This window comes from Treponema primitia ZAS-1, assembly GCF_000297095.1.
Classification (GTDB): domain Bacteria; phylum Spirochaetota; class Spirochaetia; order Treponematales; family Breznakiellaceae; genus Termitinema; species Termitinema primitia_A.
In genome coordinates, this window is sequence record NZ_AEEA01000022.1 from 1 (window position 1) to 26,221 (window position 26,221).

Sequence of the window (26,221 nt, forward strand, 5' to 3'; positions counted from 1 at the left end):
GCAGGAACGGCCCTGTGGGCAAAAACGGTAACGGCGGGGGACAAGCGCATCCCTTTTTTCCTCCGTCGCGGTAGACGGGAGCGGGAATGTGTATGCCGCAGGAGGCCAGAATGGAACCGGGACCGTTACCTACGATCCCGGCGTAAGCGCCGCGGGGACTTCTGCTACCGTTAATGTACTCCTGGTTAAGTACAAGGACCAGTGATCGGAGACAGGCTGACCGGATAAGAGCAGCTTCGGGCAGCCTGTTCCTGAACAGGAGCGTCAATACAGATGGCGGGAAAGACCACGAAGGGAGATACGATTGTGGCGAAAAAAATAGACAAAACCCTGAACGAAAAAGTGATAGCCGAATTTATTGTGTATCTGTATGAAGGTTTCCAAAAATTCGGGAAGGATATATACGCAGACCATGCTTTCTATGTGGCAGTCCGGTATATTACCGATGTAATCGGAAAAATGTGCCTGGCGTCGCCTAACTCACCAGTCATTCCTCATATCATTGTGACGAATTCGGTGACTGTCACCACATCATAAACTTGAAGAATAAAGAATGGGAAAAGGGGGAAACACCTTGCCTCTTCCTTCCCCTTGGTGTCCTTCGTGTCCTTGGTGGTTGTCACCTTAGCAGGGTTTGAGAAATTTCCTAATCCCCAAGGACACGCTATACCCGCCAAAAATCACGATAAACCGATCCACGATGTTAATGGGGAGCCGGGAAAGGATACTTGCCCACAGTAAGGGCATATTGCTCCGCAGAAGCCCCAGCTTGAACCGGTCCTCCGGGGAATATTGGATTTTTGTTTCACCCAAGAAAGTAAAAAGAAAATAATCAATAACGCCGCCCAGAAGGCTTTCAATGATACAGGCGAAAACTGCCAGAATGAACAGGGCCGCAGCTTTGTTAACAAAAGAAACCTGAACCGGAGTGCCCTTCTCTTCTGCAAGACGGCGGCGGAAACCCCATACCAACAGAACTTCTGCGACCGAACAGAGGACAAACAGCGTATCCTTGTGGATCCCATAAAAAATGTAGGGGAACGTGGTGGTGGTGAGTACGGCGGTACAGATACCGGGTAAAAGGCCCGCAGCAAAGGTGACGGCACAGGTAAACAGGGTGTCCAGATACAGGGGCAGGGCGAGTACATCCCCCTTAAAGCGGGTTAATAAAAAGTTGGCCGCCGCCGCAAGGAGACAGCATAGAACAAGCTTTACCCTATATATGGTGGATGAATTTGCCCTCATGGTTTACACTATAATCCATACCGTAATTATTGGCTATCGGCGGACCGGGAGGTTTATCGGCCTATGGGATCAAAAAATTGGCTTTGGGTATGTATGCTTATTCTCCTATATGGGTTCCTGTTTCCCTTGAAAAGCTCCGGAGCGGAGAACGCAATCGGCGGACAGAAGTATACGGCCCATAGGGCGGCGGAACTGTGGCTGGATGTGGAGCAGGAATTGGTTTTTGGTTTGGAAACCGGCGGGCAGTTTCACCAATCGATGTATAATTTCACCGCCTACATGGACGGTTTTTTAGCTTCCCCGGTCTACCGAATATTTTCCTTTTCCCAGGGGACCGTGGTCCAGTCTGTTGCGGATTTGACCGCTTCCTTTACGGCGGCGCTGGAAGCGGGACGGCGGGCGGATGCCCTGGCCCTGGCTATGGAGATTCATCGGGCCTTGATCCGTTGGCAGGAATTGGACGGTGAACTGGCGGATTCCATTAACGGGGCGTATCTTCATCTATTCCTGATTTTTACTTTTCTCATGGCGGTAACAACCCTGGCGGTATGGCTGCTGTACCAGGCCCTGGGTCATGCCCGCAAACGGGAACAGCAGGGGGAGGTTTTTTCCCGGGAAATGATGCTGGCCCTGGAACAGGAGCGGTCCCGGATTGCCCGGGAACTCCACGATACGGTGGCCCAGGATCTGCATTATCTGGCATTGCGGATGGGGAAGATAGCACGGGTTTCAGATGCCGGGGAGCGGAATGCTATTTGCGCGGAGGTCGCCGCGATGCAGAAGGGGCTTATCAGACAGGTGCGGTCTATCTGCGATACCCTGGTACCGCCGGACTTCATCTTTCAGGGTTTGCCCGATGCGCTGCGGCGGCTCTGTTATGACTACGGCAAGCGCACGGGAATTGATTGCCGTATCGATATTCAGGATACCCTGTATCTTGGTCCGATGACCGAAGAAATGCAGTTACAGTGTTTCAGGATTGTGCAGGAGGCTTTGGCGAATATCGAAAAACACGCGGAAGCTTCGGAGGCGATAGTAGTTGTACGTTCCATGCCCGTGCAGAAGGCGGAAGAAGGCGGCGCGGGGGTGTTTATCAGTATTTCTGATGACGGGAAGGGCTTTGATCCACCGGTTTACCGCCCGGGCGCCGGGGGGTTTTCCGCTGGTTCCGCTTCGGCTCATTGGGGAATTCGGGGTATGTATGAACGTGCGGCTATCCTGAGGGGTCGGCTGGGGATTGAAAGCGAGAAGGGCGAGGGAACCATGGTAAAGATGGAGATTCCGGTTAGTAACTGAAGTACCCACTAAGCCATCACGTTTTGTCTTTCAATATAGAGAAATAAAACCTACACAATTGTATGATTTATTCAGAAAACTACTTTTTTGTAGATTTGCTGTTTCTACCATTTGAAACCTTCTTAAATAAATTCGTCATTTTCTGCTAATTCTTTATATCATATACACTTAATTAGTATGTGATTTGTCAGCGCTTGGCACGTTTCTTGCTAATTATACTAATACCAACGAATTTATATTATGGAGGATTTGTATGAGTGAATGTTCAGACGATTGCTGCAGTTCAGGAATCGATTTTACCAAAACCCCGGTGGCCGATTTATACGGCTCCAACAGTTTTTCCAATGCCCTGATGAAGGAAAGGCTGCCTAAAAATATTTACAAGGAAATTCTGGCAGTCCAGAATGGGGAAAAGGAACTGACCCTGGAGGACGCCGAAGTTGTCGCCGCGGTCATGCGGGATTGGGCTATTTCCAAAGGCGCCAGTCACTATACCCACTGGTTCCACCCCTTAACCGGGCTTACGGCGGAAAAACACGATTCCTTTATTTCCCCCACCGGAGACGGCAGGGTGATCATGGAATTTTCCGGCAAGGAACTGATCAAGGGCGAACCCGATGCGTCGAGCTTCCCCTCGGGCGGTCTCCGGGCCACCTTTGAAGCCCGGGGCTATACCGCCTGGGACGTAACCAGCCCCGCCTTCTTAAAGCAGGACCGGACCGGTACCACCCTCTGTATCCCCACGGCCTTTATCAGCTACTACGGCCAGGCCTTGGACAAAAAAGTCCCCCTCCTCAAATCCATCGACACCCTGAATAAACAGGCCATCCGGGTGCTCCGCGCCCTGGGGAATGAAACATCCAAACGGGTATACACCACCGTCGGCCCGGAGCAGGAATACTTCCTGGTGGATAAGAAATTCTACGATAGGAGACCGGATCTCATGCTCACCGGCAGGACCGTGTTCGGGGTACTCCCCGCCAAAGGCCAGGAGCTGGAAGACCACTACTTCGGCGCCCTCAAAGAAAAGGTCGCCGACTTTATGCGGGAACTAAACTACGAGCTGTGGAAGGTGGGGATCCCCGCCAAAACCCAGCATAACGAAGTTGCCCCGAATCAGTTTGAAATCGCCCCGGTATATTCCAACAGCACCGCTGCGGTGGACGGCAACCAGCTGGTGATGGAAACCATCCGCAGTGTAGCCCGCCGTCACGGCATGGAGGGGCTGCTCCACGAAAAACCCTTCGCCGGGGTAAACGGTTCGGGGAAGCACAACAACTGGTCCATGGCCACCGATGACGGGATCAACCTCTTTGAACCCGGCGAGAACCCCGAATCCAACGCCCGGTTCCTCCTCTTCGCCGCTGCGGTGGTAGAAGCGGTGGACCGCTACGCACTATTGCTGCGTTCCTCCGTGGCCACCGCCGCGAACGACCATCGGCTGGGCGCCAACGAGGCCCCCCCCGCCATCGTGTCCATCTTCTTCGGCGGCCCCTTAACGGAAATCCTGGACAACATCGCCGAAGGCAAAACCTCAGGCAAATCCGCCTCTGGCGTGAAAATACAGTTAGGGGTTACCAGCCTTCCCAACCTTCCCAAGGACGTCTCCGACCGGAACCGGACCAGCCCCTTCGCCTTTACGGGAAATAAGTTCGAATTCCGCATGGTCGGTTCTTCCCAGTCCATCGCCACCCCCAACACCTACCTCAACGTTGCGGTGGCCCAGGTACTTTCGGAATTCGCCGACAAACTGGAAAAATCTCCCAATAAAAATGAAGCCATCCAGGGCATCATCAAAGAATCCTACTCCAAGCACCGCCGGGTGGTTTTTAACGGCAACGGGTACTCCGAAGAATGGGTCCACGAAGCAGAACGCCGGGGCCTCCCCAATGTGAAGAACGCGGTGGACGCCCTTTCGGTGCTCACCCGCAGTGAAACTATTGCTCTCTTCGAAACCCACAAGGTCTTTACCAAGGAAGAGTCGGAAAGCCGCTACCACATCTACCTGGAGAAATACTCCAAGCAGATCAACATCGAAGCGGGGGTCATGATCGAAATGGCCCGCCGGTCCATCTTCCCCGCGGTCACCGCCTTTGCCGCCTCTCTCGCCCGGGACGCAGCGTCCCTGGCCGCTATCGGCGCCGCCAGCGCCTCCCAGGAAAAGCGCGCCAAGAAGATCGCCGAACTTGCGGCGGAACTCTACGACGAGACCGCCAAACTGGAGACCGTTCTCTCCGAAGCCCAGGGCGCCGAAGAAGTCTTTGCCCAAGCCAAGGCCTACTTTGAAAAAGTCCGCCCCGCCATGGAGATCCTCCGTTCCAAGGGAGACGCCCTGGAGCGGCTGGTAGCCAAAGACACCTGGCCCTTCCCGGGCTTTGAAGAATTGCTGTTTAAGCTGTAGTAGAAATTATAAAAAAGAGACGTTAGCCCTTCCGTAAAAACGGAGGGGCTTCTTTATTAAGCCTGCAACTCAAATAATATCGTTTGAAAGAAAGCACAAAGAAAAAGACAGGATTGTATTTTTTTCTGAGGGATCAATGCGGCCTTGAAGCTATTTGAACTTAAAATCAACCCCAAGTGAATAGGTAATCCCCGGCATCTCATACCCAACATAATATTGGTATGTATGATTAAGCACATTATTTGCCGCCACAAAAATTTCGGCCTTTTCGATCCGCCACTTTTTATAGGCAAATTCACAGGCAAGGCGCAGGTTTACTAAATGCTGGTCATCCAATTTATACGCATCCGACAGATCGGTAAATATGGCATAATTTCCCAAACCGCCTGCACCGTACAGATCCTTTATATATTGATAATCTCCGCTGAACCGGAAGCGTTTTAGAAACCGCCATGTAAAGCCGGTGGACATACTAAATACAGGGGTATAGGGCATTCGGTTAACTATCGTACCGTCCTCACCCTTTGCTTCAATATTATATATCCACGCGCCTCCGGCAAACAGGGTAAACTTTTCCAAAAACATAAAGTTCTGTTCAATAGAAAAACTGCTGTTAAACTCGAAACCCTGTATACGGAAGTAAGAAGCAGCGCTTACATTGCCCGGAGCGCCCGTGGGATTAGGAACTATGCGATCATGCCCGTCATCAAAAAACCAGGATCCGCCAAGGGAGGCGGCGGCCGCGGTATTTATCAGCCTGATATCCCTCCAATCATGGCGGAGTGATACCTCATAATGGTGCACAGTCTCGGGCTTTGATTGTTTTAAATCGTCAACATCATAATTCCCGCTTAAAACAATGTTTTGGATATTCCCCGGCGAAGGATAAAGTACCCCAAAGGAATAGTTAAAGTTAACGTTTGTGTTTCCGTATCCTAATTCAAGTCCCGCCTGGGGCGCAATCGCATTAGCCCAAACACTCTGAATATAGCCCCGCAGCCCCGCAGATGGGATGATACGGAATTTTTTCAATTCAAAAAAATGGCTTACCGCTGCGTATGGGGTAAATAACAGCATGTCGGGAAACTCGTAATAGTCTGCCGCCCGGGGCGGTGGGTTGTGATCCTCATTGCTGACCTTGGAAAAATCCAGATCTATACCGCTTACAATCTCGCCGCCATCCCACAAATACCAGCTTTCCTTTGCCCTGCCGCCTGCTCCATTGAGCAGTTGTTTAGACCAGCCGCTTGGCGGGCGATTATCTTCGTCCATGATCCTGAAATCCGTGTTGTTGTAATACAGCTTGATAAAACCATTTGCCTTATCATATTCATTGTTTAGGGTGGCGGTGGTAAAAATAGTATCCGTTGTATAATAGGGTAGTATATCATCCTTACTCTGTCCTATCTGCGGCGGCTTTTGTGTTTCCGCATCGACACCATTACCCAGGAGGCGGAGGTTCCAATAAGCGTTAATCCAAAGGCCGGCGTTAAGGTAGTAACTCTGTTGATATGCCTTTGAATGGACCACATGCCCATTGGTTGATACCCAGCTTTGGGCAGCGAAAATATCAAAACGTCCTTTCCGTACACCGAATGAGGCGTTTTCACCGATTGTTTGAAAACTGCCGTAGGAAAAGCCGGTCTGCGCTTCCCAGCCCTGTTCCGCCATATACTTGGGAGTAACGTTCACTAAACCGTAACCGGTGGCGAAGCTTGAAGGCTGGGGGGACTTATACACCTCAATGCTGTCCGCCGCAAACACCGGGAAACCATCCGCCATTGACTGGCCATAAATCAAGCCGTGCCGGGGTACCCCGTCAAAGGATGTGGTTATCCCAAGCGATGGGTGGTCATAACCCCGTCCCCGGATATAGATGTTAGCTCCGGTGGTGGTTCCAATAATACCCTGCTTGCTGCTGACTACCCCGGGAACATCACGTAGGGTATCCAGTAAATCCAGGGAACCCTGGTCTTGTATCTGTTCGGCACTCACTTCGTTATGAGAACCATAGGGGGTTTGCACCGGTGCACTTGGTCCGCTCGCAGCCGGAGCATCCGCCGTAATGGTGAGCCCTTGATCATCGATCATAATAGTATCAAAATCATCATCCGCCTCAGTCTCTGACTGTGCCAAAACAGGAAATACATTGAGACCCATGCACAAAACTAATGCTGCGATTAAGGATGGCGATTTTTTCACTATATTCTTAATCCTCTATACGGTCGTATTCAGCGCCGTGGGGGTAACTTCTCCACTGTGCAAAACTGATGCGCTGGTTATCTGCGCTCACCGTAAATTTGCCAAAAATCTCGATCTGCCCCTTTTTAGTTGTTTTACTGTAGGTATAATTGTAGGGCAGCCACGGTTCAGTATCCGTATACTGATCCTGAAACTGTACGATTTCGGCGCTCTCAAAATAAAGTGTTCGCATACCATAGCCCCCCGAATTCCAGCGCCACCGGGTACCCACAAGGCTTTCCATAGGTACAATGTTCCCGGGATCCGCTTCCTCCTCCTGACGCTCAAATACCGCCTCGCCGCCGCCATTGTTATAACTTGTAAAGGTGAGGGTCCGGAAATCTGCACTCACCCTAAAGGTTCCCAGGGTCTGCATCTCGCCTTGCCGGGCAGCGTGGTCGTAGGTATAGGAATACGTCGAGTCAAGAACCTCCGCCTGTGCACCGCTTTTAAATTCCAGCAGGGTACCGCTCCAGGTCCACTTGGTTCCCACCAGTTCTATATCCCGGGGATCAGTCTGCTGCTGACATTCGGGAAAGATAATAAATACGAACAACAACAGTACCATGGTCCCTATCAATCGCCCGTGTTTTTTCATTATGGCCATCCTCATCATTTTCCTTCCTGCAGATTTTTCGCAACCCGGAACCCAACGTATACGCTCCCAACCCAGGGCCGGGTATAGTTCCGGCCCTTTGTTATGTCACAATCAACGGCATAACTGCTCCAGCCGCCGCCCCGCATTACCCGGTGGGCAAAGGTCCCCATGTCAGGTCCGTCAACAGGTGTACTTGCAGTGATAGCATCATCGAACCAATCCCAACAGTATTCGGAAACATTACCGGCCATGTCATAGAGGCCCAGCAGATTAGCGCCGTCATAGAATCCCCCGCTTTTGCTTCCCACCCGGTGCACACCGTATGCAGCATTACCGCTGCCGAGTTCATAGGAATTGGTAAGGTACCAGGCTACGTCTTCAATATCATTACTCCCTGGGTAGGGGTAATTCCAATCGGCGGCAGGGCCGCCCCCCCGTGCGGCATATTCCCATTCAGCTTCGGAGGGCAGCCTAAACCCGCCTGCGCCGGGTTTTACCACAACCAGATCCGCCGCAGTATTTGGCAGGCCCCCCGCTGGGGGTATGTCACTGAGGGATCTTTTTAGTACCGGGCCATCATCATTTTCGTAATACACCGGCTCAAGCCCGTGCATCTCGCTGTAGGCATTACACCATACAATAGCGTCACGCCAGGTAATGCTGGTAACAGGCCGGGTTTTCCGTTGTGCAGCGGTCCAGCCTTTGCCGCCGTCCCCGGTCCCGCTTGTCCCGTGGCCTTCAATACCCCGGTTAAAAATGCGGTATCCCCGGGCCACAGCCCAGGAGTATACCTCATCCCAGAGTTCCCAGGTAACCTCATACCGGGATATGCCGTAGGGGGACAGAGTAATAGTACGGCCTGCAACAAAAACACCATCGCCGCCGCTGCCGCTTATTACTGCATTTGTACCCGCCGGAATAACCGTGACAATTTCCCGGTATACCGCCGCATCATAGGCATCCCACGAATCATCTTCGGAGGAGTTTGGACAACCCATAAACAGGAGAAGCAACAGGCCTACACCGTAAAAATATTTAGCGTACCCTTGTAAGATCAACCGGAACTCCATGGCCGTAAAAATTCAGAATCCGTAAATTAGCGTCATCATTACTGATCTCGAAACCAGATCCGGCAATATAATCAACCTGACCTTTTTTTGTATCGCCATGGTAGGTGTACGCCCTGGACCATTGACTGCCGTCCGCAACATGGCTAACCTCTGCATTCATTCCGCCGCTTATCTCCCTAAAGCTGAGGGTTACCCAATCTTCCGCCCGGAAACCCGGACCAACCCAGACAGTATTTTCCAAGCCCGTAGGCAGAGCTGCAAGCGCAAAGGTTTTCCCTACATCGGGGTACAGTTTATACAGAGTAAGGGGTGATCCGCTTCCCTGGAAATCCGCAAAGAGGATACTCTTTTCATCCGGGGCGATGGTAAAGGTGCCGGGAGCCGCATAATCAACGGGCGGGGAATCCCGGAGTGGCTTTGGTATGAAACCTTCTCTGGTAGCCTTATTATAGGTATATTCCGTGTGGGCAGTGTTTCCAGGATTGCTCTCGGCGGCAAATTGAATAACCGCCTGTTCCTTACGGTAGACAAGTTCTTCGATAAAACCACCATCTCCATCACTTACGAGTTTTCCATCCGCATCACGAACATATACGGATTCATTATAGGCAGACTTAAAGGCAATGGTTACCCAGTCGTCATCACCGGAGAGCAGGCCGCGGGGTCCAGCCCAAACAATTTCACACCGGGGGGATGACGGAATTTCCGGATCCGAACCAGACCCTGTAGGGCAGCCGGTAAAAACAAAAAAGACAAGAGCAGAAAAAGTCGCAGCCATCCGAATGTATTTCTTGATCACAAAGTCCTCCTGTAAACCGTCCTCATGGGGTGTCCTGAAATAAGCCCTGGGGCATTTTTATGAAATCAGCGCCATGCCCATAACTTTTGTAATTAGCAAAATAAAGATTCAGCGGTACTACGGGACCTTGCCCGGGATTAGTAAAGCTATCATGCCAGGTGGGAAAATTTGCTTCGATGGAAAAATCACCCAACGCCAGGGTGGAAAATGCTGTGGAAAAGACTCTGACAGCGGTTTTTATACTACCGGTTTTTGAGGCAGTGTTATAGGTATATCCGTAAATATACGGATAGGGATAATACCCGGTAACGCTGTACAGTATAGCCTGGTTTTCGGTTACAAATTCCAGGATCAAGCTGGGCCAGTACCAAGTAGTTCCTATCAAAGTATCCGCAGCGGCGCTGTCCTTCGTTTCAGAAAAGGTAATGGCAAAGGAAGAATTCCGGTAGTTATTGAAGCTCAGGGAATAGGTGTCCCCATCAATGGCAAAATCACCAAGGGCGTTTATGATGTCCCCGGTCTCTATAACGCCATCCGCCTTGATAGAAGCATCAATTCCGGTATATTGCCTTCCTGATGTATCACCGGCGATAGAACCTGTTTTTGTGTCCGGGTTATAGGAATAATCATATTTTCTACCATTAATACTCGCCTTTGTCTCATCGAATTTGAGCACCCCATTCTTGAAATACCATTCCGTCCCCGGCAGCAGAAAAGAAACGGTAGGCTTAATATCGGCAATAGTCAGTAGCGATGAAAGATTACCCGCTGTGTCCTGGACCACAATATATACGGTATAGGACAAACCCTGCGTTAAGCCCCCAATGGAAACGGTGTTTTCCCCGGCAGCGGCGATCCCGGTTCCCCCTATGCCGGCGGATTGAGCTTTTACGGCAGACGCCGTAAGCGCAGATTCACCGGCGTCAAGAACCGCATAGTAATAGCCCCCTCCTTCATCAGCGGTAAAGGAAACCCTCGCAATACTACCGCTAAGGGATCCAAGCCCGGCAGCAGTACCGGCGCTCAGTATTGGCGCAGTGGTATCACTATCGTCCGGTTCATTCGGGCACCCTGAAAGAACCATCATGGAAAAAATAACGGGCAGCGCCATTCTGTTTAGAAAAAACTGTTTTCGCATAAGAAACTTCTGTGTATTGTACCCGTCCGGACGGGATTGTTTATGCAGGTCAGTCACCATGACCTGCGTATATAAAAAAACCCGACACCCCTCCCCCAAACTGGGTAAAAGAAAAGCATCGGGCTTCATGCCGTCTATAAGCGGACTTCATATCCGCAATTTATATTGTATCTACCTACAGTACTTTGTAACCTAATCAAAAACCCGAAGCTTCATGCCCCAGAACCGAAATAGTTACACATTTCGGTATATTTTTATTTATATCATTGGTTGAGTTCCCTGTCAAGGGAGTTTTTTGCAGGGTTCCGCCCGTTTTTTCTGCCAGTTCTGCGGATACTATCCCTTCGCATGTCCTTGACAGAAAGAAACCTTAGCGGTATCTTCTTCATTAAGGATACTGACTAAGAATGTGTGCAAATTCCGGTGCATGAAGCGTTGGCTCTTTTGTTTACACCATAGTAAGTATAGAAACTATATTTAATCTGCGGAACATGGATTCCGTTTAGAAAAGGCATGAAGCCCGATTTTTCTCTCCGTACCTGTTACGTGGGGGAGAGCATCGGGCTTTTTTTTATTTTAGGGATTCCAAAGAAGCTCATAGAGTTTCTTTAAATTGATAGGAGGCATTCAATTGAAAAGAATGTTTTGGAAAGGGGCAATTGCCCTTTCGATGATCACGGCCCTGCTGTTCCTGGGCTGCAGCTCGGATGATCCAAGCCATACACCATATCCTGTTTTAAACACGGTATGGGGCGGAGAAACTCCGAGGGAAGATGATTGGCTTACCTTAGTTTTCAAAGCTGATGGTAAAGTATACTCTGCGTTTGCTATTGATAATAGCAAAAATGAATGGGATTATACGTATGATGAAACCACCAACACAGGCACTATCGCTGCCAGTGGATGGAATCCCGCGCCGGATGGATTTAGCATTGACGGGAAAACCCTTACCATAGTTCACTATGGCAACCATGGAGGCGCCCCCCGGGAATTCAAGCGGCTGCGTGCTACCGACAAGGTTCCGGATGCAACACCCTTTACCCCAGGGACCCTACCGGAAGACTTAGTAAATACTGTATGGGGAGGGGGAACCCCTCAGGGAGATACCGCATGGTTAACTATTACCTTCAAAGGGGAAAATAAAGTCATTTGTTCATTTTCCATTGACAATTCTTCTAATGAATGGGAATTCTCGTATACCAAGGATACCAAGAACGGCCAAATAGCCCCATCCGGACCCGGCTGGACCCTCGGAAATTTTGCAATCAGCGAGGATAATAAAACACTTACCTTCGAAAATTTCGGCGGTCATAGTGATGCAATTCCCTTCAAGCGTTACCGCTAGTTAAAGACATGATACCGTCATCCTACTCCTGATGATGGCGGTATCTTCCCTGTCAGTCGCTTGCAAAATTATCGATACAGGGTTATCATAAAAACATGCTCCGGGTGCGCGTTGCGCCATTCCGGAAAAGTGCAATAGACGCCGCATGAAGCGGTGTCCTCCGGGCTGAAGCCGTTGGAACGATTTTCCTCACTATAAGTCAGGGTATTCCTATGTCAAGGGTGTCTTTTTCTCATGCCATTTCGTCCAGGACGTTATTTGCCGCTATCGTTTTCTTCACAGTTTCCTCCATCCTTTTTGCGGGGGGTAAAAAAGACAGCCCCGCCGAAACTGCATCCACCGGCAAGGTAGTCCTTGCCTCTACTTCCTGGGTAGCGGCCATAGCCAAGGCGGCGGGCGCTGAAAATGTGCGTATCCTGGCGCCTCTGGATCTGCGGCATCCTCCGGAGTACGAACTCAAGCCTTCGGACTTAGCGGCGGCAAGCAAGGCGGATATTATCATCTACGCCGGGTGGGAACAGTTCGCTAAAAAGCTGGCGGATACGGCGGGCAGCGCGGGGATACGGACCATAACGGTGACCACCTCCAACGCTCCGGCGGAATTCCGGGCGGAAGCTGAAAAAATAGCCACGGTACTGGGCACAGAAGATGCGCTTGAGGAATGGTGGAAAAGCTTTGAGCCCTTTGCGGAAGATCTGCGGGAGAAAATCATCGCCGCATACCCGAACAAGCGGGCGGTGGTCCAGCGTATGCAGACCCCCTTTGCCGCATGGCTGGGCTTTGAGATCATCGGAGAATATGGCCCTGCGGAGCCTTCCCCAGCGGTGATCCTGGAAATGGTACAGGCCCGACCCGCCCTGGTGATCGACAACTACCACGGACCTTCGGGGCAGCCCATAGCGGAGGCAGCCAAAACACCCTACGCAGAATTGTTGAACTTCCCCGGTAAGGACGGGACCCTAAGCATAGAAGATGTGTTCCGCTACAATGCGGATGTTCTTATAAAAGCGGCTGCCGGCCGCACAGCGGTGAAGTAAATGATCAACCCCACAGAACCGGCTATTGAAGCCCGGAATATCACCGCCGGATATGGAAAAGTGACGGTACTTAGAAATATTTCTCTCCGGATTGAGAAGGGCAGTATTACTGCGTTTTGTGGCCCTAATGGCGCGGGTAAATCCACTTTCCTCAAGCTCTGTCTGGGGATACTCCGTCCGCGGGAGGGTTCCATGTCTGTCATGGGCGGCAAACCCGGGTCGCTGGGATTTCGGCGTACCCTGCTGCGTATGGGTTATGTTCCCCAGAACACCATTGGGGGCAGCCTGCCAACCACGGTTCGGGAAGCGGTTTCCATGGGGCGCTACGGTATGGCGGGATTCTGCCGGCCCTTGTCCCGGCGGGACAAAGCGCTGGTGGAATCGGCCATGGAAGCCGCCGGGGTGGCGGATCTGGCAAAGCGCCGGGTCCAGGAACTTTCCGGCGGCCAGACCCAGCGGGTAGCCATTGCCCGGTCTCTGGCTATGGAGCCGGAACTCCTCATGCTGGACGAACCGACTTCCAATCTGGATGCCGGCGGGCGAATAGATTTACTGCGGGTTATCCAAGAACGGCAGGAGTACAAACACATCACGGTCCTCATCATTTCCCATGACGATGAAACGATATCCGGATGTAAGGATATGTACCGCTTCACCGAAGGCCGGGTAGAAAAACTCCCCTTCGGCGGAAGCAGTACGGTAAAGCCCTTCGCGGTAAAGGAGGCCTCCGGTGGGTGAACTCCTGGCTATGCCCTTCTTCTCCCGCGGTCTCATCGCCCTTTGCGCTACCGGTATAGCCTTTCCTGTGTTGGGTATTTTCATCCTCAACCTGGAGCTTATCCCCGCCCGCTTTGCCGTGATGCACGCGGCATTACTGGGGGGCGCAATCGCCCTGATCCTGGGCTTTAATGTCAGCGTGGCAGCAATGCTCACCAGTATTTTGGCGGGTATCGCAATCGCCATCATCAGCTGGCGGGGCCGGGTTTCCGCCGGGGGCTCCCTTGGACTCATCATGACGGTCTGCATGGGTGTAGCCTTTATCATCTTCTACAAGGGCAATGTCCACGCCATCGAAGCCTTCAACCTTTTCTGGGGGAACATCCTCACCCTCACCGATGCGGATACCAGGGTTACGGTTATTACCGCCGCCGCCATACTTATTTTTCTATGTGCAGCTTATAAGGAAATACATATAGTCCTCTACGACCGGGAACTGGCATGGTCCGTAGGCGTTCCGGCGAAATTGGTATACGGCGGGATCATGCTTTCGGTGTGCTTAGGTATCTCCGTGGCCATGCGGGTTACCGGGGCGCTCCTGGTGGACGCAGTAACCATACTTCCCGCCATGGCGGCCCGGCGTATCGGGAAAAGTTTCAAAGCCCTGATCTTCATCGGCGCTCTTTTTGGAACCGGTATGAATCTTTCAGGCTTTGCCGTATCATTTGTTTTTGATATACCCGTCAGTTCCGCTATTATTATTATCGGGGCGGCGGCACTGTTTATAATCCAGGGCGCAGAATCCTGGAAAACATATCTTCTCCAAAGAGGAAAGTTAAATGGAAAAACTTGATTTTTTTAACGACATAGCGGAAAAATGGGACTCAACGAGCCACTACGACATGGATAAGATTGAATTGCTGATCAAACTTTTGTATATAAAAAATGGTGACGCAGTACTTGATGTAGGGACCGGCACCGGCGTCCTTATCCCAATCCTGTTAAAGCTTACCGGAAATATTACCGCTATTGATTCAGCAGAAAAAATGATTGAACTTGCGCATAAGAAATTTGCACACACAGAGGTTAATTTTATTCACGGCGATGTTCTGGAATATCCCTTTGATGACGGCGCCTTTGACCATATCATTTGTTATTCCGTATTCCCCCACTTTGATGATAAGCCCCTGGCCATATCCCGGCTTGCCAAAAAGCTCAAACCCGGCGGATTGTTGAGCATACTTCATTCAGCATCAAAAGAAAAAATAAACGGCATCCATGTTCACGCCCATAATCGTGATATTATGGCGGACAATCTCCCCCCGGCGCAGGGACTTATTAGCTGCGCCCAAAATTGCGGCTTGCGGGAAGAAATAATCATCGACAATTCTGAGATGTATCTTTTTGGCGCCCGCAGGAAGTGGCAGGTCTAGGATCGTCAAGTAATGCCCGCCTATTTTTTTTCTTCCAAATCTGCATATACTATACCCTATGGAAAAGCGTAAAATCCGATTTTTCAATACCACCGGCCCCTGTAATCCGGAGGATCACTACATGCTGCCCCCGGAGGAGCGGCTGGTGGGTACCCAACTGCACCGGTATATTGGGGACAAACTCTATTGGGTACTCCACGCTCCCCGGCAGACAGGGAAAACCACCTTCCTGCAAAGCTGGATGCGGGAGATAAACTCCGGATCTGAGGCCATTTCCTGCTATGTCAGTGTGGAAACCTGTCAGGGGGTTCCGGAAGCTGAACGGGCAATACCGATTATATGCGATGCAGTCAGAAGATGGTCAGAAAAAAGCGATATGCCTGTTCCTGCCATTGAAAATGAAACCCCCCAATCCCAACTAAACAGCATACTGAGTAATTGGGCAAAACTGATGGCCCCCAAGCCGCTTATCGTCCTGTTTGACGAAGTGGATGTACTGCAAGGGGATGCCCTGATCAGCTTTCTACGCCAGTTACGGGACGGTTTTGCCGGCCGGGGTGTGGGTAAATTCCCTGTGTCCATTGCCCTGGTGGGGATGAGAGATTTGAAGGACTACATTACCGCCTCCAAGGGAGGTGTCCCGGTGAACCCCGGCTCGCCCTTTAATATCAAAGAAGATTCCGGGTCCCTGTCTAATTTTCGAAAAGACGATATATCCCGGCTCTTCTCGCAGCGAACCGCAGAGACGGGGCAGCAGATTACCCCGGAAGCCCTGGACTATGTCTATGATCAGTCCCGTGGACAGCCCTGGATAGTCAATTCTCTTTTCAAACGTGCCACCATGCGGATACTGGATGGGGAAAGTACCGAACCAGTAACCATCGAACATATCCGGGAAGCCCGGGAACAGATGATCCAGGCCCGGGAAACCCACCTGGATGCCCTGGCATACCGCCTGGAGAATCCGCAGATCCGCAGTGTTATGGAATCCCTGATCACCGGCGAACCGGATACCCGGCTTGCAGCGGGGGAGCCGTTCCGTCTCTGTATGGATCTGGGGCTGGTCACCATTGAAAAGGGCAACCCCGCCGTGGCCAACCCCATCTACCGGGAGGTAATTGCCCGGGAAATTACATTCAGTACCCAAATGGCAATTCCTTCGCCGGAATGGAAGTGGCAAAAAAGCGATGGTACCCTGGACATGGACGCCCTGCTCCGGGAATTCCAAGCCTTCTGGCAGAATAATTCCGAAGTATGGGAACAGCAGGCGGACTATATCGAAGCCTTCCCTCATTTGCTGCTCATGGCCTTCCTGCAACGGGTTACCAATGGACATGGCCGTATAGAGCGGGAATACGCCGCCAGCCGGGGAAGGATGGATCTGGCGGTGGAATATAACGGCGCTTGGAATATTATCGAGGTAAAATTACTGCGCCAGGGAAAAAATTTCGAGACCGTAATGGCGGAGGGCCTCAAACAAACCCTAGGCTACCGGGATAGTTTTTTCCCCGTCCGCCCTTCGCAGGACAGCGAAAGAACCGAAGCTTCTCCGGCGCAGTGTTATTTGCTTATCTTCGACCGCCGTCCCGACAAACCGGCCTGGCCGGAACGGCTGAAGTGGATTACTACCGAAGCCATTACGGTACTTGGTTGTTAAGGCGCCGTTATCCCAAGCCTACAACCCTGACCTGCTTATCGTCGTCTGACACATGGGCCAGGAAAGGCGCATACTTACATCCGTGGAAACAAGCATCCGTTTCCCTTCCACATGGTAGAGTTTTCCCTGCAGGTAATTTTCCAGAACCCGGAGTTGTTCCGGGTCCTTTGCGTCATAGCGACCAGCATAGGTTTCAAGGGCCTTTTCAAAGGAGTCATATACGGTTTTACGGGTATGCCGCAGGACCTTAACATCCGGGTATATACCCATGGAATACAAGAGATTGAAAATAATATTGCTTTCCGGAACCGGGTAATAGGGTTTGTTATGCAGCAGAGGCCAGATGTCCATGGACTCCTGATCCCAGCTCTGGATTCCCGCATGCCAGAAGATAACGATAGTCCCCAGGGTTACCGCCATCATTTTTTCAATACTTGTTTTGAGATCGATCATCCCCATGGAAAAAGACGCGAAGGTAAGATCATAGGGAGGCAGCAGTTCTTCTGTGTCAACATCATCCCACTTCTTGTTGATAAAAAGGATATTATCCATATTTTCAAGGGTTATCTGTTCCTGTAACACCTCGGCCATGCCCGGAGCGGGTTCCACCGCCGTAAGATGGCCGGCGATCTTCGCCACCGGTACAGCGATATTTCCCGGCCCGGCGCCTATGTCCAGCACCCGCCCACCGGGCTGTATTAGAGAACAAATATCGGCGATACGTTCCTTTGCTGTAGGACTCTGCAGTGAATGGTAAAAATATTCCTTCGCCGTTTCCTTATTGGCCCAGGAATGCCAACATTCACCACCGTGGCCTGAATCAATATTTCGCCATTGGGCATCTATCCAGATCTTGTTCCAATCAAAATTATCTGTATTAGTAGTAGCCATAGTACCTCCGGAAAACTCTATTAGAAAAAGAGACGCCCCCGCCACGGAAAGGGTTGCGGCCGGGACGCCTCAAGCCAAACTGCCATCCCCGGAATAGCGGGTACGGGGACAACGGCTTGACCATATTTTTAAATCCTTATCAAAGCATATAAAAAACCCGATACTTCTCCCCCGCTACGGGTGGATAGAGAAGAATCGGGCTTCATGCCTTTTAGGAGCGGAATCCATGTTCCACTATATTCTATGTATTTTTATTTATAAACCAGGATTCTCTGTTTGTCAATAAATATTTATCGATTTTTGCTATTTTTCTGGGTACGCCTACTTGAATTTTTTCCACTTGTGAAATAGATTCTTTTTATCCTGTTACGGCGATGAACGCCGTCTTGTACAACCCTGAAGGTTCTTGCAAATCCGTAGAGATTTTGCGTAAATCCACTTTAATTTCGATCCGTTGCGCATGAAGTGCAGCTGAATGACAGAAGTCTGTTCAATGGAACAGGCTCTTTGTTTTTGGAGATATTACTATGAGAAAGATCCATACTATTTTTGCTGCGGCTTTGACCGCATTGGTCGCCCTGAACAGCTATGCCGGTCCCGGCAGGGAGACCGGGAATCCCAAGGCGGCCCAACTTTCAACCCGCTCCCTGACCCTGGCCATAGGCGGGGAACCGGATGAGGGCTTTGATCCCTGTACCGGATGGGGACGCTATGGTTCCCCCCTGTTCCAGAGTACGCTCCTTGAATTTGACCGGAATATGAATTTCACCAATGATTTGGCTGCCGCCTATTCCTTGAGTCCGGATGGGCTTGTCTGGACCTTTGATATACGGCCGGACGCCAAATTTACCGATGGAACGCCGGTGACCGCCGCAGATGTGGCATTTACCTTTAATACCGCAAAGGAAACAGGAAGCGAGATTGACCTGACCCGGATGCGGATCGCCCGGGCGCTGAGCCCTACCCGGGTTGAGTTTGTGCTGGATTCCCCAATGTCCGCCTTTATCAATCTTACGGTTTTCTTAGGTATTGTACCGGAACACGCCTACTCGGCGAATTACGGGCAACGGCCCATAGGTTCGGGTCCCTACAAGTTCGTACAGTGGGATAAGGGACAGCAGCTAATCGCTGAACGGAACGAAGAATACTACGGGACTAAACCTGCGTTTGAACGGCTCACCCTGCTCTTCCTTGATACGGACGGAGCCTTTGCCGCGGTGCAATCCGGAGCGGTGGACATCGCCATGACGGTTCCCATGCTGGTACGGGATATTCCGGGCTATTCCCTTTTACGGGCCCAGAGCGTGGATAACCGGGGGGTGAGTTTCCCCTCGACCAAGCCGGGAACCTTCAGTGCCGACAAGTTTCCGGTGGGCAATGCGGTTACCAGTGATATTGTCATCAGAAAGGCTTTGATTTATGGAATTGATCGGACAGCGATTGTACGTGATGCCCTGAACGGCTATGGCAGTATCGCCTACTCTGTTTGTGATGGTCTTCCCTGGTCAAATCCGGATACAAAAATTATCGATAGCGATCTTGCGGGACAGAAAGCAGCCCTGGACGCTGCGGGCTGGAGGATCGCCGGGGATGGTATTCGGGTAAAAGATGGTCTCCGTGCATCCTTTTCCCTGATATACCCTGCGGGAGATTCGGTACGCCAGGCTGTAGCCATGGCCTTTGCCCAACAAGCCCGCGGTCTTGGCATAGAAGTACTGCCCCAGGGGGGAAGCTGGGATGACATCGGACAGAAGATGTATTCCACCCCGGTGGTGTTCGGATGGGGGAGCCATAGCCCCCTGGAAACCTATAACCTTTATTACGGCAAACATGCCACCACGGGATACAATAATGTTACCAATATCTTAAATCCTACGGTAGACCGGTATATGGAGGCTGCGCTATCGGCGTTAAGCACCGAAGAAGCAAACAGTAACTGGAAAAAAGCAGCTTGGGACGGTATCACCGGCTATGCAAACCAGGGGGACGCTACCTGGTGCTGGATAGCGGATATCGAACACCTTTATTACGTCCGCGATGGACTTGATACGGGAAACCAGCGTATCCATCCCCACGGTCACGGATTCCCGGTGATCTCAAACATCAAAGAGTGGAAGTTAAAATAATGAATAAACGCGTCCTCCGCCGTATAGGCCTGTATGCGCTGAAAGGCTTAGTGCTTTTTATCGCCGTGAGTATTGCAGCCTTTACCCTGATGAAACTTTCACCTATTGATCCGGTGCAGGCTTATATCGGCGCGGATGCGTCAATTTCGCCTGAACAGCGGGCGAAGATCGCCGAACGCTGGGGAGTAGGGGAAGCTCCGGTGATCCAGTACCTCAAATGGTTTTCCGCCATAGCCCGGGGGGATTTCGGTACGTCGATCCTATTCAGGCAGCCGGTTCTTTCGGTTATCGGGGAACGGGCTATTGCGTCACTGGCCCTCATGGGCGCTTCCTGGATTTGCTCGGGGCTCCTGGGATTTATCCTGGGGGTTCTTGCCGGGGCCTACCACGGCAAATGGCCGGATAAGGCGATTAAGGCCTATTGCCTCACCCTGTCCAGTACCCCGACTTTTTGGCTGGCCCTGCTTTTAATGATCGTCTTTGCAGTACAGCTCAGGATACTACCCCTGGGCCTGTCCATCCCCATGGGCAAACTGGAAAGCGAAGTAAGCTTGGGTGAACGTATCCGGCATCTCATATTGCCGGCGCTGACCCTTTCCCTGACCGGGGTTTCTTCCATTGCCATGCATACCCGGCAAAAACTTGCGGAGGTGCTGGAATCAGATTATGTACTCTACGCCATAGCCCGGGGAGAAAAGAAATGGACCGTGATACGCCGCCACGGGCTGCGGAACATCGCCCTTCCGGCGCTGACCCTGCAGTTTACTTCCTTTGCGGAACTCTTCGGCGGTTCGGTCCTGGCGGAACAGGTCTTTGCCTATCCGGGGCTTGGCCGTACCGCCGTGAGGGCGGGTATACAGAGCGATATGCCCCTGCTTTTGGGGATCACCCTCTTTTCAGCCCTCTTTGTATTTTCCGGCAACTGTATCGCGGACATACTGTACCGGGTTTTAAATCCCCAGATAAGGAGGCTCGGCAATGGCTGATGTTCTTGTATTAAAAAGGGTCGTGTTTCCCCGCCGTGTCCGTACCATGGTAGTATTACTGTTTTGTATCATTTTTCTGGCGGTGGTATTTGCAGCGGGCCTTTCCATGGTTCCCGCAGCCTACGATGTGAACTTTCAGGAAAAAAACCTTATGCCCGGCCTGCGGCATCCCTTCGGCACCGACTGGCTGGGCCGGGATATGTTTGCCCGGACCCTAAAGGGGCTTTCCACCAGTATTATTGTCGGGGTGAGCGCCTCGGCGGTCAGTACCCTGATGGCCCTGGCCCTCGGAGTAGCGGCGGCAATGTTGGGCCGCCGTATCGATATGGCGGTTACATGGTTCATTGATCTCTTTCTCAGCATACCCCACATGATCCTCCTTATATTAATCGCCATTGCGGTGGGGAAAGGTTTCTTCGGAGTCCTCATTGGCGTTGCGGCTACCCACTGGACCAGTCTGACCAGGGTTATCCGGGCGGAAGTGTTGGCCCTGAAAAGTCAGCCCTATATCGCCGCAGCAAAAGCCATGGGCAAAGGGCCGGTCTGGATAGGAACAAAACATTTACTCCCCCATGTCCTGCCCCAGTTTATGGTGGCCCTGATCCTCCTCTTTCCCCACGCCATACTTCATGAAGCGTCGATCACCTTCCTTGGTTTCGGCCTCTCCCCGGAGCAGCCCGCTATCGGGGTGATCCTCTCGGAGTCCATGCAGTATCTTACCGCCGGTATGTGGCACCTCGCCTTTTTCCCGGGCCTCTGCCTCCTGGTGGTAGTACTCCTCTTTGATGCGCTTGGCGAAAACCTCAGGATACTTTTTAATCCCGGTACTGCAAATGGGTAAAGGAATAACCATGGAACAAAACACAAAACCTGCGGAGACTATCCTTTCGGTTCGGGATTTCTCGATACGTTTTCTCCGCTATGAAGGAACCTTTAAACGGCAGGCCCTGGAGGTTATTTCCGCCCTGGAGGTGGAAATAAAGGCAGGGGAGATCGCCGCCATAGTCGGCGCCTCCGGGTCCGGTAAGAGCCTCCTGGCCCATGCCATCCTGGGTATACTGCCCCCCAATGCCGCCGTTTCCGGTGAAATGTCTTACTGCGGGGAAGCGCTGACCCAAAAAAAACTCGAAACCCTACGGGGAAACAAAATAGTCCTGGTCCCCCAATCGGTTAGTTTTCTTGATCCCCTTATGAAGGTGGGCAATCAGGTGATGGGGGAAAACCACAGCGCTGCTGAAGTTGAGGCAGTTTTTAAACGGTACAATCTTGCGCCCCGGGTAATGGAACTGTACCCCTTTGAACTTTCAGGTGGCATGGCCCGGAGGGTTCTCGTGGCCGCTGCGGTGATCACGGGGGCAAATCTCATCATAGCGGATGAGCCAACCCCGGGTCTTTCGGAAGCCCTGGCCCGGGAAGCCTTATCCCACCTCCGGGAACTGGCGGATTCCGGCACCGCAGTAATGCTCATCACCCATGATATACGGATGGCGCTACAGGTCTCGGATAAGATAGCTATTTTTTATGCCGGGATGACCGTGGAAACCGCCCTGCGGGACGATTTTTCAGGTAGCGGAACCGGCCTGCGTCATCCCTATACCAGGGCGCTCTGGCGAGCGCTTCCCCAAAACGATTTTACCTCCCTGCCGGGAACTCAGCCTTACGCAGGAACACTGAAGGATATTTGTCCCTTCTTTTCCCGCTGCAAGATCCGGACCGAGGAATGCCGGAATTCGATACCCCTGCAGGAACTGAGAGGCGGAAAGGTACGGTGCATCCATGCGGCTTGAAGCAAAAAACCTTGGATTCAAATACGGCGGTATCCATGCCGAAGGCCCCTGGATATTCAGAAACATCAATCTTACTTTTGATCAGGAGAAGCGGGTTGCCCTTCTGGGGGACAGCGGTATTGGCAAATCAACCCTGGGTAAACTGCTTGCCTGTTATGAAAAGCCGACCGAAGGAGCAATACTGCTTGGGGACGCCGTTTTCGGCAAGGGCTATTATCCGGTGCAGCTTATCCTCCAGCATCCTGAAACTGCGGTAAACCCCCGGTTTAAACTGCGGGATACCCTGAATGAAGGTTACACCCCCGGGGAAGCGCTGCTGGACCGGCTGGGGATTGAACCGGCCTGGCTTGACCGCTACCCTCAGGAGCTTTCCGGTGGTGAGCTGCAGCGTTTCTGTATTGCCCGCACCCTGGGTCCACAAACACGGTTTATCATCGCCGATGAAATTAGCGCCATGTTCGACCTTATTACCCAGGCGCAGATCTGGGAAGCTCTTTTGGCGGAAATAGAAATCCACAACATAGGCCTTATCGCCATAACCCATGACCGGGATTTGGGCAAACGAATCTGTGAGGATTTTATTCAGATGGAGGATATCATTGGAATAACATAGCTCAGTTGACCTTACCCAGAATTACTACTAAAATACTATTATAACCGTCATGAAGGCGGTGGATTGCAATGAATGCAGAGTTTTTCCTGAGTCGAACTAATCCCGAAAGATAAATACCATGAAGGTATGATGCGCTGCCATGAAGGCGGGTGCGGCAAATGCAGGGCGTTTTATGCCCTGCGGTAACCCTGCTCTATTTTTGGAGGTATTCTATGCACATGGCTGACGCGCTTATTTCCCCCGCCGTAGGGGGCGTACTGTGGGCCGCGAGCGCCGCTTCTGTGGCCTGCGCGACGGTGAAGATCAAAAATGAACTGGGGGATAAAAAAATCCCCATCATGGCCGTGGCTGGGGCCTTTGTGTTCGCCGCCCAGATGATAAACTTTACCATCCCCGGAACCGGTTCCAGCGGGCATATCGGGGGAGGCATCCTGCTGGCCGGGCTCCTGGGACCTTTCCCGGCGCTCTTAACTATTGCGGCGGTGCTGGTGATCCAGTGCCTGTTTTTTGCCGACGGTGGTCTCCTGGCCCTGGGCTGCAATATCTTTAATATGGGGGTCATCCCCACGCTTCTCATCTATCCCCTGATCTTTAAGCCGTTCCTCAAAAAGGGCATCACCACCCCCCGGCTTACCCTAGCTTCAATTGTCTCGGTGGTCATAGGGCTCCAGCTTGGCGCCTTCGGGGTGGTTCTGGAAACCCTGGCTTCGGGGATTACCGCCCTGCCCTTCTCCATCTTCGTACTCCTCATGCAGCCCATCCATCTGGCCATCGGCGTTGTGGAGGGCATCGTTACTGCAGCGGTCCTGGGCTTTGTCTACGCAATGCGTCCCGAAATCATCCAAAGCAGTGAACAACGGCTTCCCCTGGCGGCGGAGGTTCCCATAAAGAAACCTCTAATCGCCCTAGTGATAATTACGGTCCTGGTGGGAGGAATCCTGTCGATCTTCGCCTCCGCCTATCCCGACGGGCTTGAGTGGGCTATGGAAAAAACGGCGGGAACAACCGAGCTTGAGGCTGAGGGTCCCGCGTTCCGTCAAGCCGGAGCTATCCAGGAGGCCACGGCCTTCATGCCGGACTACGATTTCCCGAACGCCGGGGAGGAGGGCTCCGGCATTGGGACCACCGTGGCGGGGATAGTCGGTGCGGCCCTTACCTGTCTTTTAGCTGGGGCAGCTGGTTTTATAATCCACCGGGTCAAGAACCGTCATGCATGACATAGCCCGTACAACGGAGACCCTGTATACCCTGGAACAGCTTGCGGCGGGACGGAGCGGTCTCCACCGGCTGCATCCGGGAGTAAAGATACTGGCCACCCTTTTCTTCATGGTCACGGTCATTTCCTTTGACCGGTATTCCTTGGGGAGGATCGTACCGTTTCTGTTTTATCCCTGTATCCTCATCGCCTGGGGGGATATTCCCCCGGCACTATTACTGCGCCGTACCGCCCTGGCTCTGCCCTTCTGTCTCTTTGCGGGAATTTCCAACCTCATCTTTGAACGGGGTATTGTGGTTTATCTGGGAAACTTCGCGGTCAGTTACGGCCTCCTGTCTTTGGTAACCCTCCTGCTGCGGACCCTGCTCTGTGTAGCGGCAGTGCTGATCCTCATGGCGGTTACGCCCCTATGCCGGCTTGCCGCTCAACTGCGGCGCTTCCACTGTCCCGCACTTTTTGTCAGCCTCCTGGAGATCAGTTACCGGTATATCGCAGTACTGATCGCCGAGGCATCCTCCATGTATACTGCCTATATTCTGCGGAGCGGCGGCGCCAAGGGAATCGAGCTAAAGCACATGGGAAGCTTTATTGGCCATTTGTTTCTGCGCAGCGCCGACCGGGCCGAGCGGGTCTATGCCGCCATGAAGTGCAGAGGCTACGATCTGGACCTTCCCGCCGGGAATCCCCGGCCCTTGAACGCTGCGGACATCATCTTTTTGACCCTGGTTTGCGGATTCTGTATCCTCTTCCGGCTGGTCGATATTTCTGCTATCCTTGGATCATGGATAATCCCGTCATAGAAGCCCGATCCGTCTCCGCCGCCTACGGTTCTACAACCACGTTGGCTTTGCGGGAGATCAGTTTTGACATCCCTCCGGGGGAACGGATTGCCCTGGTGGGGGCCAACGGCGCGGGAAAGACCAGCCTGCTGCTTGCCATGGTAGGGATTCTACCCCTGGTATCAGGCGTTCTCCGTATCAGCGGCATTGAGCTTGACAAGGGTTCCCAGGACAAGCGGAAACTGAAGGAACTGCGGGAACAGGTTTCCCTGGTGTTCCAGGACCCCGATGACCAGCTTTTTATGCCCAGCATCTATGAGGATCTTGCCTTTGGCCCCCGGAACATGGGCCTTGACGAAGATGCGGTACACAACCGGGTCGATGCCGTTCTGGATCGGCTGGGAATCGGTTTCCTCAAAGACCGGTCTCCTCTCCGGCTATCCGGGGGTGAAAAGCGGATGGCCGCCATCGCAGCATCACTAACGATGAACCCCCAGGTCATGCTTTTTGATGAACCAACCGCCTTTCTCGACCCAAAAGCCCGGCGAAACCTTATGGGCGTACTTCAATCCCTGCCCCACACCCAACTCATCGCTACCCACGACCTGGATTTTGCCGCGGTCCTATGCCCGCAAGTAATTCTGCTCCGTGAAGGCGCCGTTTTTGCACAAGGGCCAACGACGGAATTGCTGCGAAACGGGGACTTGATGGATCAATGCGGCCTGGAAGCTATATAACATTAATATTTTGGCAGCATATGAGAGTGACTTTATTTTCAGGCATGAATTTTCTATGAATAATGCATTCCTATTGGAAATAGGTTTAAAATTTTAGGCACGAATTTCC

Annotated in this window: 24 protein-coding genes; 17 read left to right on the top strand and 7 right to left on the bottom strand. The window is 52.1% G+C overall.

All coding sequences use genetic code 11. The annotated features are described in order from the left end of the window. Nucleotides 1-273 precede the first annotated feature (273 nt). On the top strand, nt 274-537 hold the full coding sequence (locus tag TPRIMZ1_RS0102825; protein ID WP_010254428.1) for a hypothetical protein: 264 nt from the start codon (nt 274-276) through the stop codon (nt 535-537). Nucleotides 538-624: 87 nt separating this feature from the next. Here TPRIMZ1_RS0102825 and TPRIMZ1_RS0102830 read toward each other — a convergent pair whose 3' ends face one another. Beyond that, entirely contained in the window at nt 625-1,245 is a 621-nt protein-coding gene (locus tag TPRIMZ1_RS0102830) for a hypothetical protein (RefSeq protein ID WP_010254437.1), read from the bottom strand. Nucleotides 1,246-1,338: 93 nt separating this feature from the next. On the opposite strand from TPRIMZ1_RS0102830, the gene TPRIMZ1_RS0102835 reads away from it, so the two are divergent. Together TPRIMZ1_RS0102835 and TPRIMZ1_RS0102840 are read left to right on the top strand one after the other, a co-directional pair. Further along, the gene (locus tag TPRIMZ1_RS0102835) at nt 1,339-2,541 is read left to right on the top strand and encodes a sensor histidine kinase (protein WP_232616728.1); all 1,203 of its coding nucleotides are present in this window, start codon (nt 1,339-1,341) and stop codon (nt 2,539-2,541) included. Nucleotides 2,542-2,794: 253 nt separating this feature from the next. Further along, nucleotides 2,795-4,942, top strand: coding sequence for a glutamine synthetase III (locus TPRIMZ1_RS0102840; protein ID WP_010254445.1), 2,148 nt, complete (start codon nt 2,795-2,797; stop codon nt 4,940-4,942). A 150-nt stretch (nt 4,943-5,092) separates the two neighbouring features. Here TPRIMZ1_RS0102840 and TPRIMZ1_RS18320 read toward each other — a convergent pair whose 3' ends face one another. From TPRIMZ1_RS18320 to TPRIMZ1_RS0102865, 5 genes are read right to left on the bottom strand one after another with little or no spacing between them, the layout of a single operon-like run. Next, on the bottom strand, nt 5,093-7,144 hold the full coding sequence (locus TPRIMZ1_RS18320; RefSeq protein WP_198429888.1) for a TonB-dependent receptor: 2,052 nt from the start codon (nt 7,142-7,144) through the stop codon (nt 5,093-5,095). A gap of 7 nt (nt 7,145-7,151) precedes the next feature. Then, nucleotides 7,152-7,781 (bottom strand): hypothetical protein, encoded by a 630-nt coding sequence (locus tag TPRIMZ1_RS0102850; RefSeq protein ID WP_157784168.1) that lies wholly within the window; start codon nt 7,779-7,781, stop codon nt 7,152-7,154. Nucleotides 7,782-7,795: 14 nt separating this feature from the next. After that, nucleotides 7,796-8,839 carry a formylglycine-generating enzyme family protein gene (locus TPRIMZ1_RS0102855; RefSeq protein ID WP_010254463.1) on the bottom strand — a complete coding sequence of 348 codons (1,044 nt, stop codon included), beginning with the start codon at nt 8,837-8,839 and terminating at the stop codon, nt 7,796-7,798. Beyond that, nucleotides 8,817-9,650 carry a hypothetical protein gene (locus TPRIMZ1_RS0102860; RefSeq protein ID WP_010254467.1) on the bottom strand — a complete coding sequence of 278 codons (834 nt, stop codon included), beginning with the start codon at nt 9,648-9,650 and terminating at the stop codon, nt 8,817-8,819. The genes TPRIMZ1_RS0102855 and TPRIMZ1_RS0102860 overlap by 23 nt, the downstream gene beginning before the upstream one ends. Before the next feature lie 22 nt (nt 9,651-9,672). Beyond that, complete coding sequence (locus TPRIMZ1_RS0102865) at nt 9,673-10,788, bottom strand: hypothetical protein (protein ID WP_157784169.1); 1,116 nt, start codon at nt 10,786-10,788, stop codon at nt 9,673-9,675. Between the two features lie 631 nt (nt 10,789-11,419). On the opposite strand from TPRIMZ1_RS0102865, the gene TPRIMZ1_RS0102875 reads away from it, so the two are divergent. From TPRIMZ1_RS0102875 to TPRIMZ1_RS0102900, 6 genes are all read left to right on the top strand, one after another. After that, entirely contained in the window at nt 11,420-12,133 is a 714-nt protein-coding gene (locus TPRIMZ1_RS0102875) for a hypothetical protein (RefSeq protein WP_157784170.1), read from the top strand. 212 nt (nt 12,134-12,345) lie between these two features. After that, nucleotides 12,346-13,170, top strand: a complete 825-nt coding sequence (locus TPRIMZ1_RS0102880; RefSeq protein ID WP_010254470.1) for a metal ABC transporter solute-binding protein, Zn/Mn family — start codon at nt 12,346-12,348, stop codon at nt 13,168-13,170. Continuing rightward, nucleotides 13,171-13,908, top strand: a complete 738-nt coding sequence (locus TPRIMZ1_RS0102885; RefSeq protein ID WP_010254471.1) for a metal ABC transporter ATP-binding protein — start codon at nt 13,171-13,173, stop codon at nt 13,906-13,908. Beyond that, nucleotides 13,901-14,740 (top strand): metal ABC transporter permease, encoded by an 840-nt coding sequence (locus tag TPRIMZ1_RS0102890; protein ID WP_010254474.1) that lies wholly within the window; start codon nt 13,901-13,903, stop codon nt 14,738-14,740. The genes TPRIMZ1_RS0102885 and TPRIMZ1_RS0102890 overlap by 8 nt, the downstream gene beginning before the upstream one ends. After that, nucleotides 14,727-15,320: a class I SAM-dependent methyltransferase gene (locus TPRIMZ1_RS0102895; RefSeq protein WP_010254476.1), complete on the top strand. Its 594-nt coding sequence runs from the start codon at nt 14,727-14,729 to the stop codon at nt 15,318-15,320. Before TPRIMZ1_RS0102890 ends, TPRIMZ1_RS0102895 begins: the two co-directional genes overlap by 14 nt. A 58-nt stretch (nt 15,321-15,378) precedes the next feature. Continuing rightward, complete coding sequence (locus TPRIMZ1_RS0102900) at nt 15,379-16,977, top strand: hypothetical protein (protein WP_010254478.1); 1,599 nt, start codon at nt 15,379-15,381, stop codon at nt 16,975-16,977. An 18-nt stretch (nt 16,978-16,995) separates the two neighbouring features. Here TPRIMZ1_RS0102900 and TPRIMZ1_RS0102905 read toward each other — a convergent pair whose 3' ends face one another. After that, nucleotides 16,996-17,868 carry a class I SAM-dependent methyltransferase gene (locus TPRIMZ1_RS0102905; protein ID WP_010254480.1) on the bottom strand — a complete coding sequence of 291 codons (873 nt, stop codon included), beginning with the start codon at nt 17,866-17,868 and terminating at the stop codon, nt 16,996-16,998. Nucleotides 17,869-18,395: 527 nt separating this feature from the next. On the opposite strand from TPRIMZ1_RS0102905, the gene TPRIMZ1_RS0102910 reads away from it, so the two are divergent. From TPRIMZ1_RS0102910 to TPRIMZ1_RS0102945, 8 genes are all read left to right on the top strand, one after another. Further along, nucleotides 18,396-19,994 carry an ABC transporter substrate-binding protein gene (locus tag TPRIMZ1_RS0102910; protein WP_010254481.1) on the top strand — a complete coding sequence of 533 codons (1,599 nt, stop codon included), beginning with the start codon at nt 18,396-18,398 and terminating at the stop codon, nt 19,992-19,994. Beyond that, nucleotides 19,994-20,980: an ABC transporter permease gene (locus tag TPRIMZ1_RS0102915; RefSeq protein ID WP_010254482.1), complete on the top strand. Its 987-nt coding sequence runs from the start codon at nt 19,994-19,996 to the stop codon at nt 20,978-20,980. The genes TPRIMZ1_RS0102910 and TPRIMZ1_RS0102915 overlap by 1 nt, the downstream gene beginning before the upstream one ends. Next, a complete protein-coding gene (locus TPRIMZ1_RS0102920; protein ID WP_010254484.1) occupies nt 20,973-21,821 on the top strand; it encodes an ABC transporter permease in 849 nt (282 codons plus the stop codon). The genes TPRIMZ1_RS0102915 and TPRIMZ1_RS0102920 overlap by 8 nt, the downstream gene beginning before the upstream one ends. 10 nt (nt 21,822-21,831) lie before the next feature. Beyond that, nucleotides 21,832-22,767, top strand: a complete 936-nt coding sequence (locus tag TPRIMZ1_RS0102925; RefSeq protein WP_026043482.1) for an ABC transporter ATP-binding protein — start codon at nt 21,832-21,834, stop codon at nt 22,765-22,767. Then, on the top strand, nt 22,757-23,380 hold the full coding sequence (locus tag TPRIMZ1_RS0102930; protein WP_010254487.1) for an ABC transporter ATP-binding protein: 624 nt from the start codon (nt 22,757-22,759) through the stop codon (nt 23,378-23,380). Before TPRIMZ1_RS0102925 ends, TPRIMZ1_RS0102930 begins: the two co-directional genes overlap by 11 nt. A gap of 212 nt (nt 23,381-23,592) precedes the next feature. Further along, on the top strand, nt 23,593-24,597 hold the full coding sequence (locus TPRIMZ1_RS0102935; RefSeq protein WP_010254489.1) for an energy-coupling factor ABC transporter permease: 1,005 nt from the start codon (nt 23,593-23,595) through the stop codon (nt 24,595-24,597). Continuing rightward, nucleotides 24,590-25,396, top strand: coding sequence for a cobalt ECF transporter T component CbiQ (cbiQ, locus tag TPRIMZ1_RS0102940; RefSeq protein WP_010254491.1), 807 nt, complete (start codon nt 24,590-24,592; stop codon nt 25,394-25,396). Before TPRIMZ1_RS0102935 ends, cbiQ begins: the two co-directional genes overlap by 8 nt. Further along, nucleotides 25,378-26,112 (top strand): energy-coupling factor ABC transporter ATP-binding protein, encoded by a 735-nt coding sequence (locus TPRIMZ1_RS0102945; protein ID WP_010254495.1) that lies wholly within the window; start codon nt 25,378-25,380, stop codon nt 26,110-26,112. Before cbiQ ends, TPRIMZ1_RS0102945 begins: the two co-directional genes overlap by 19 nt. Nucleotides 26,113-26,221: the final 109 nt, after the last annotated feature.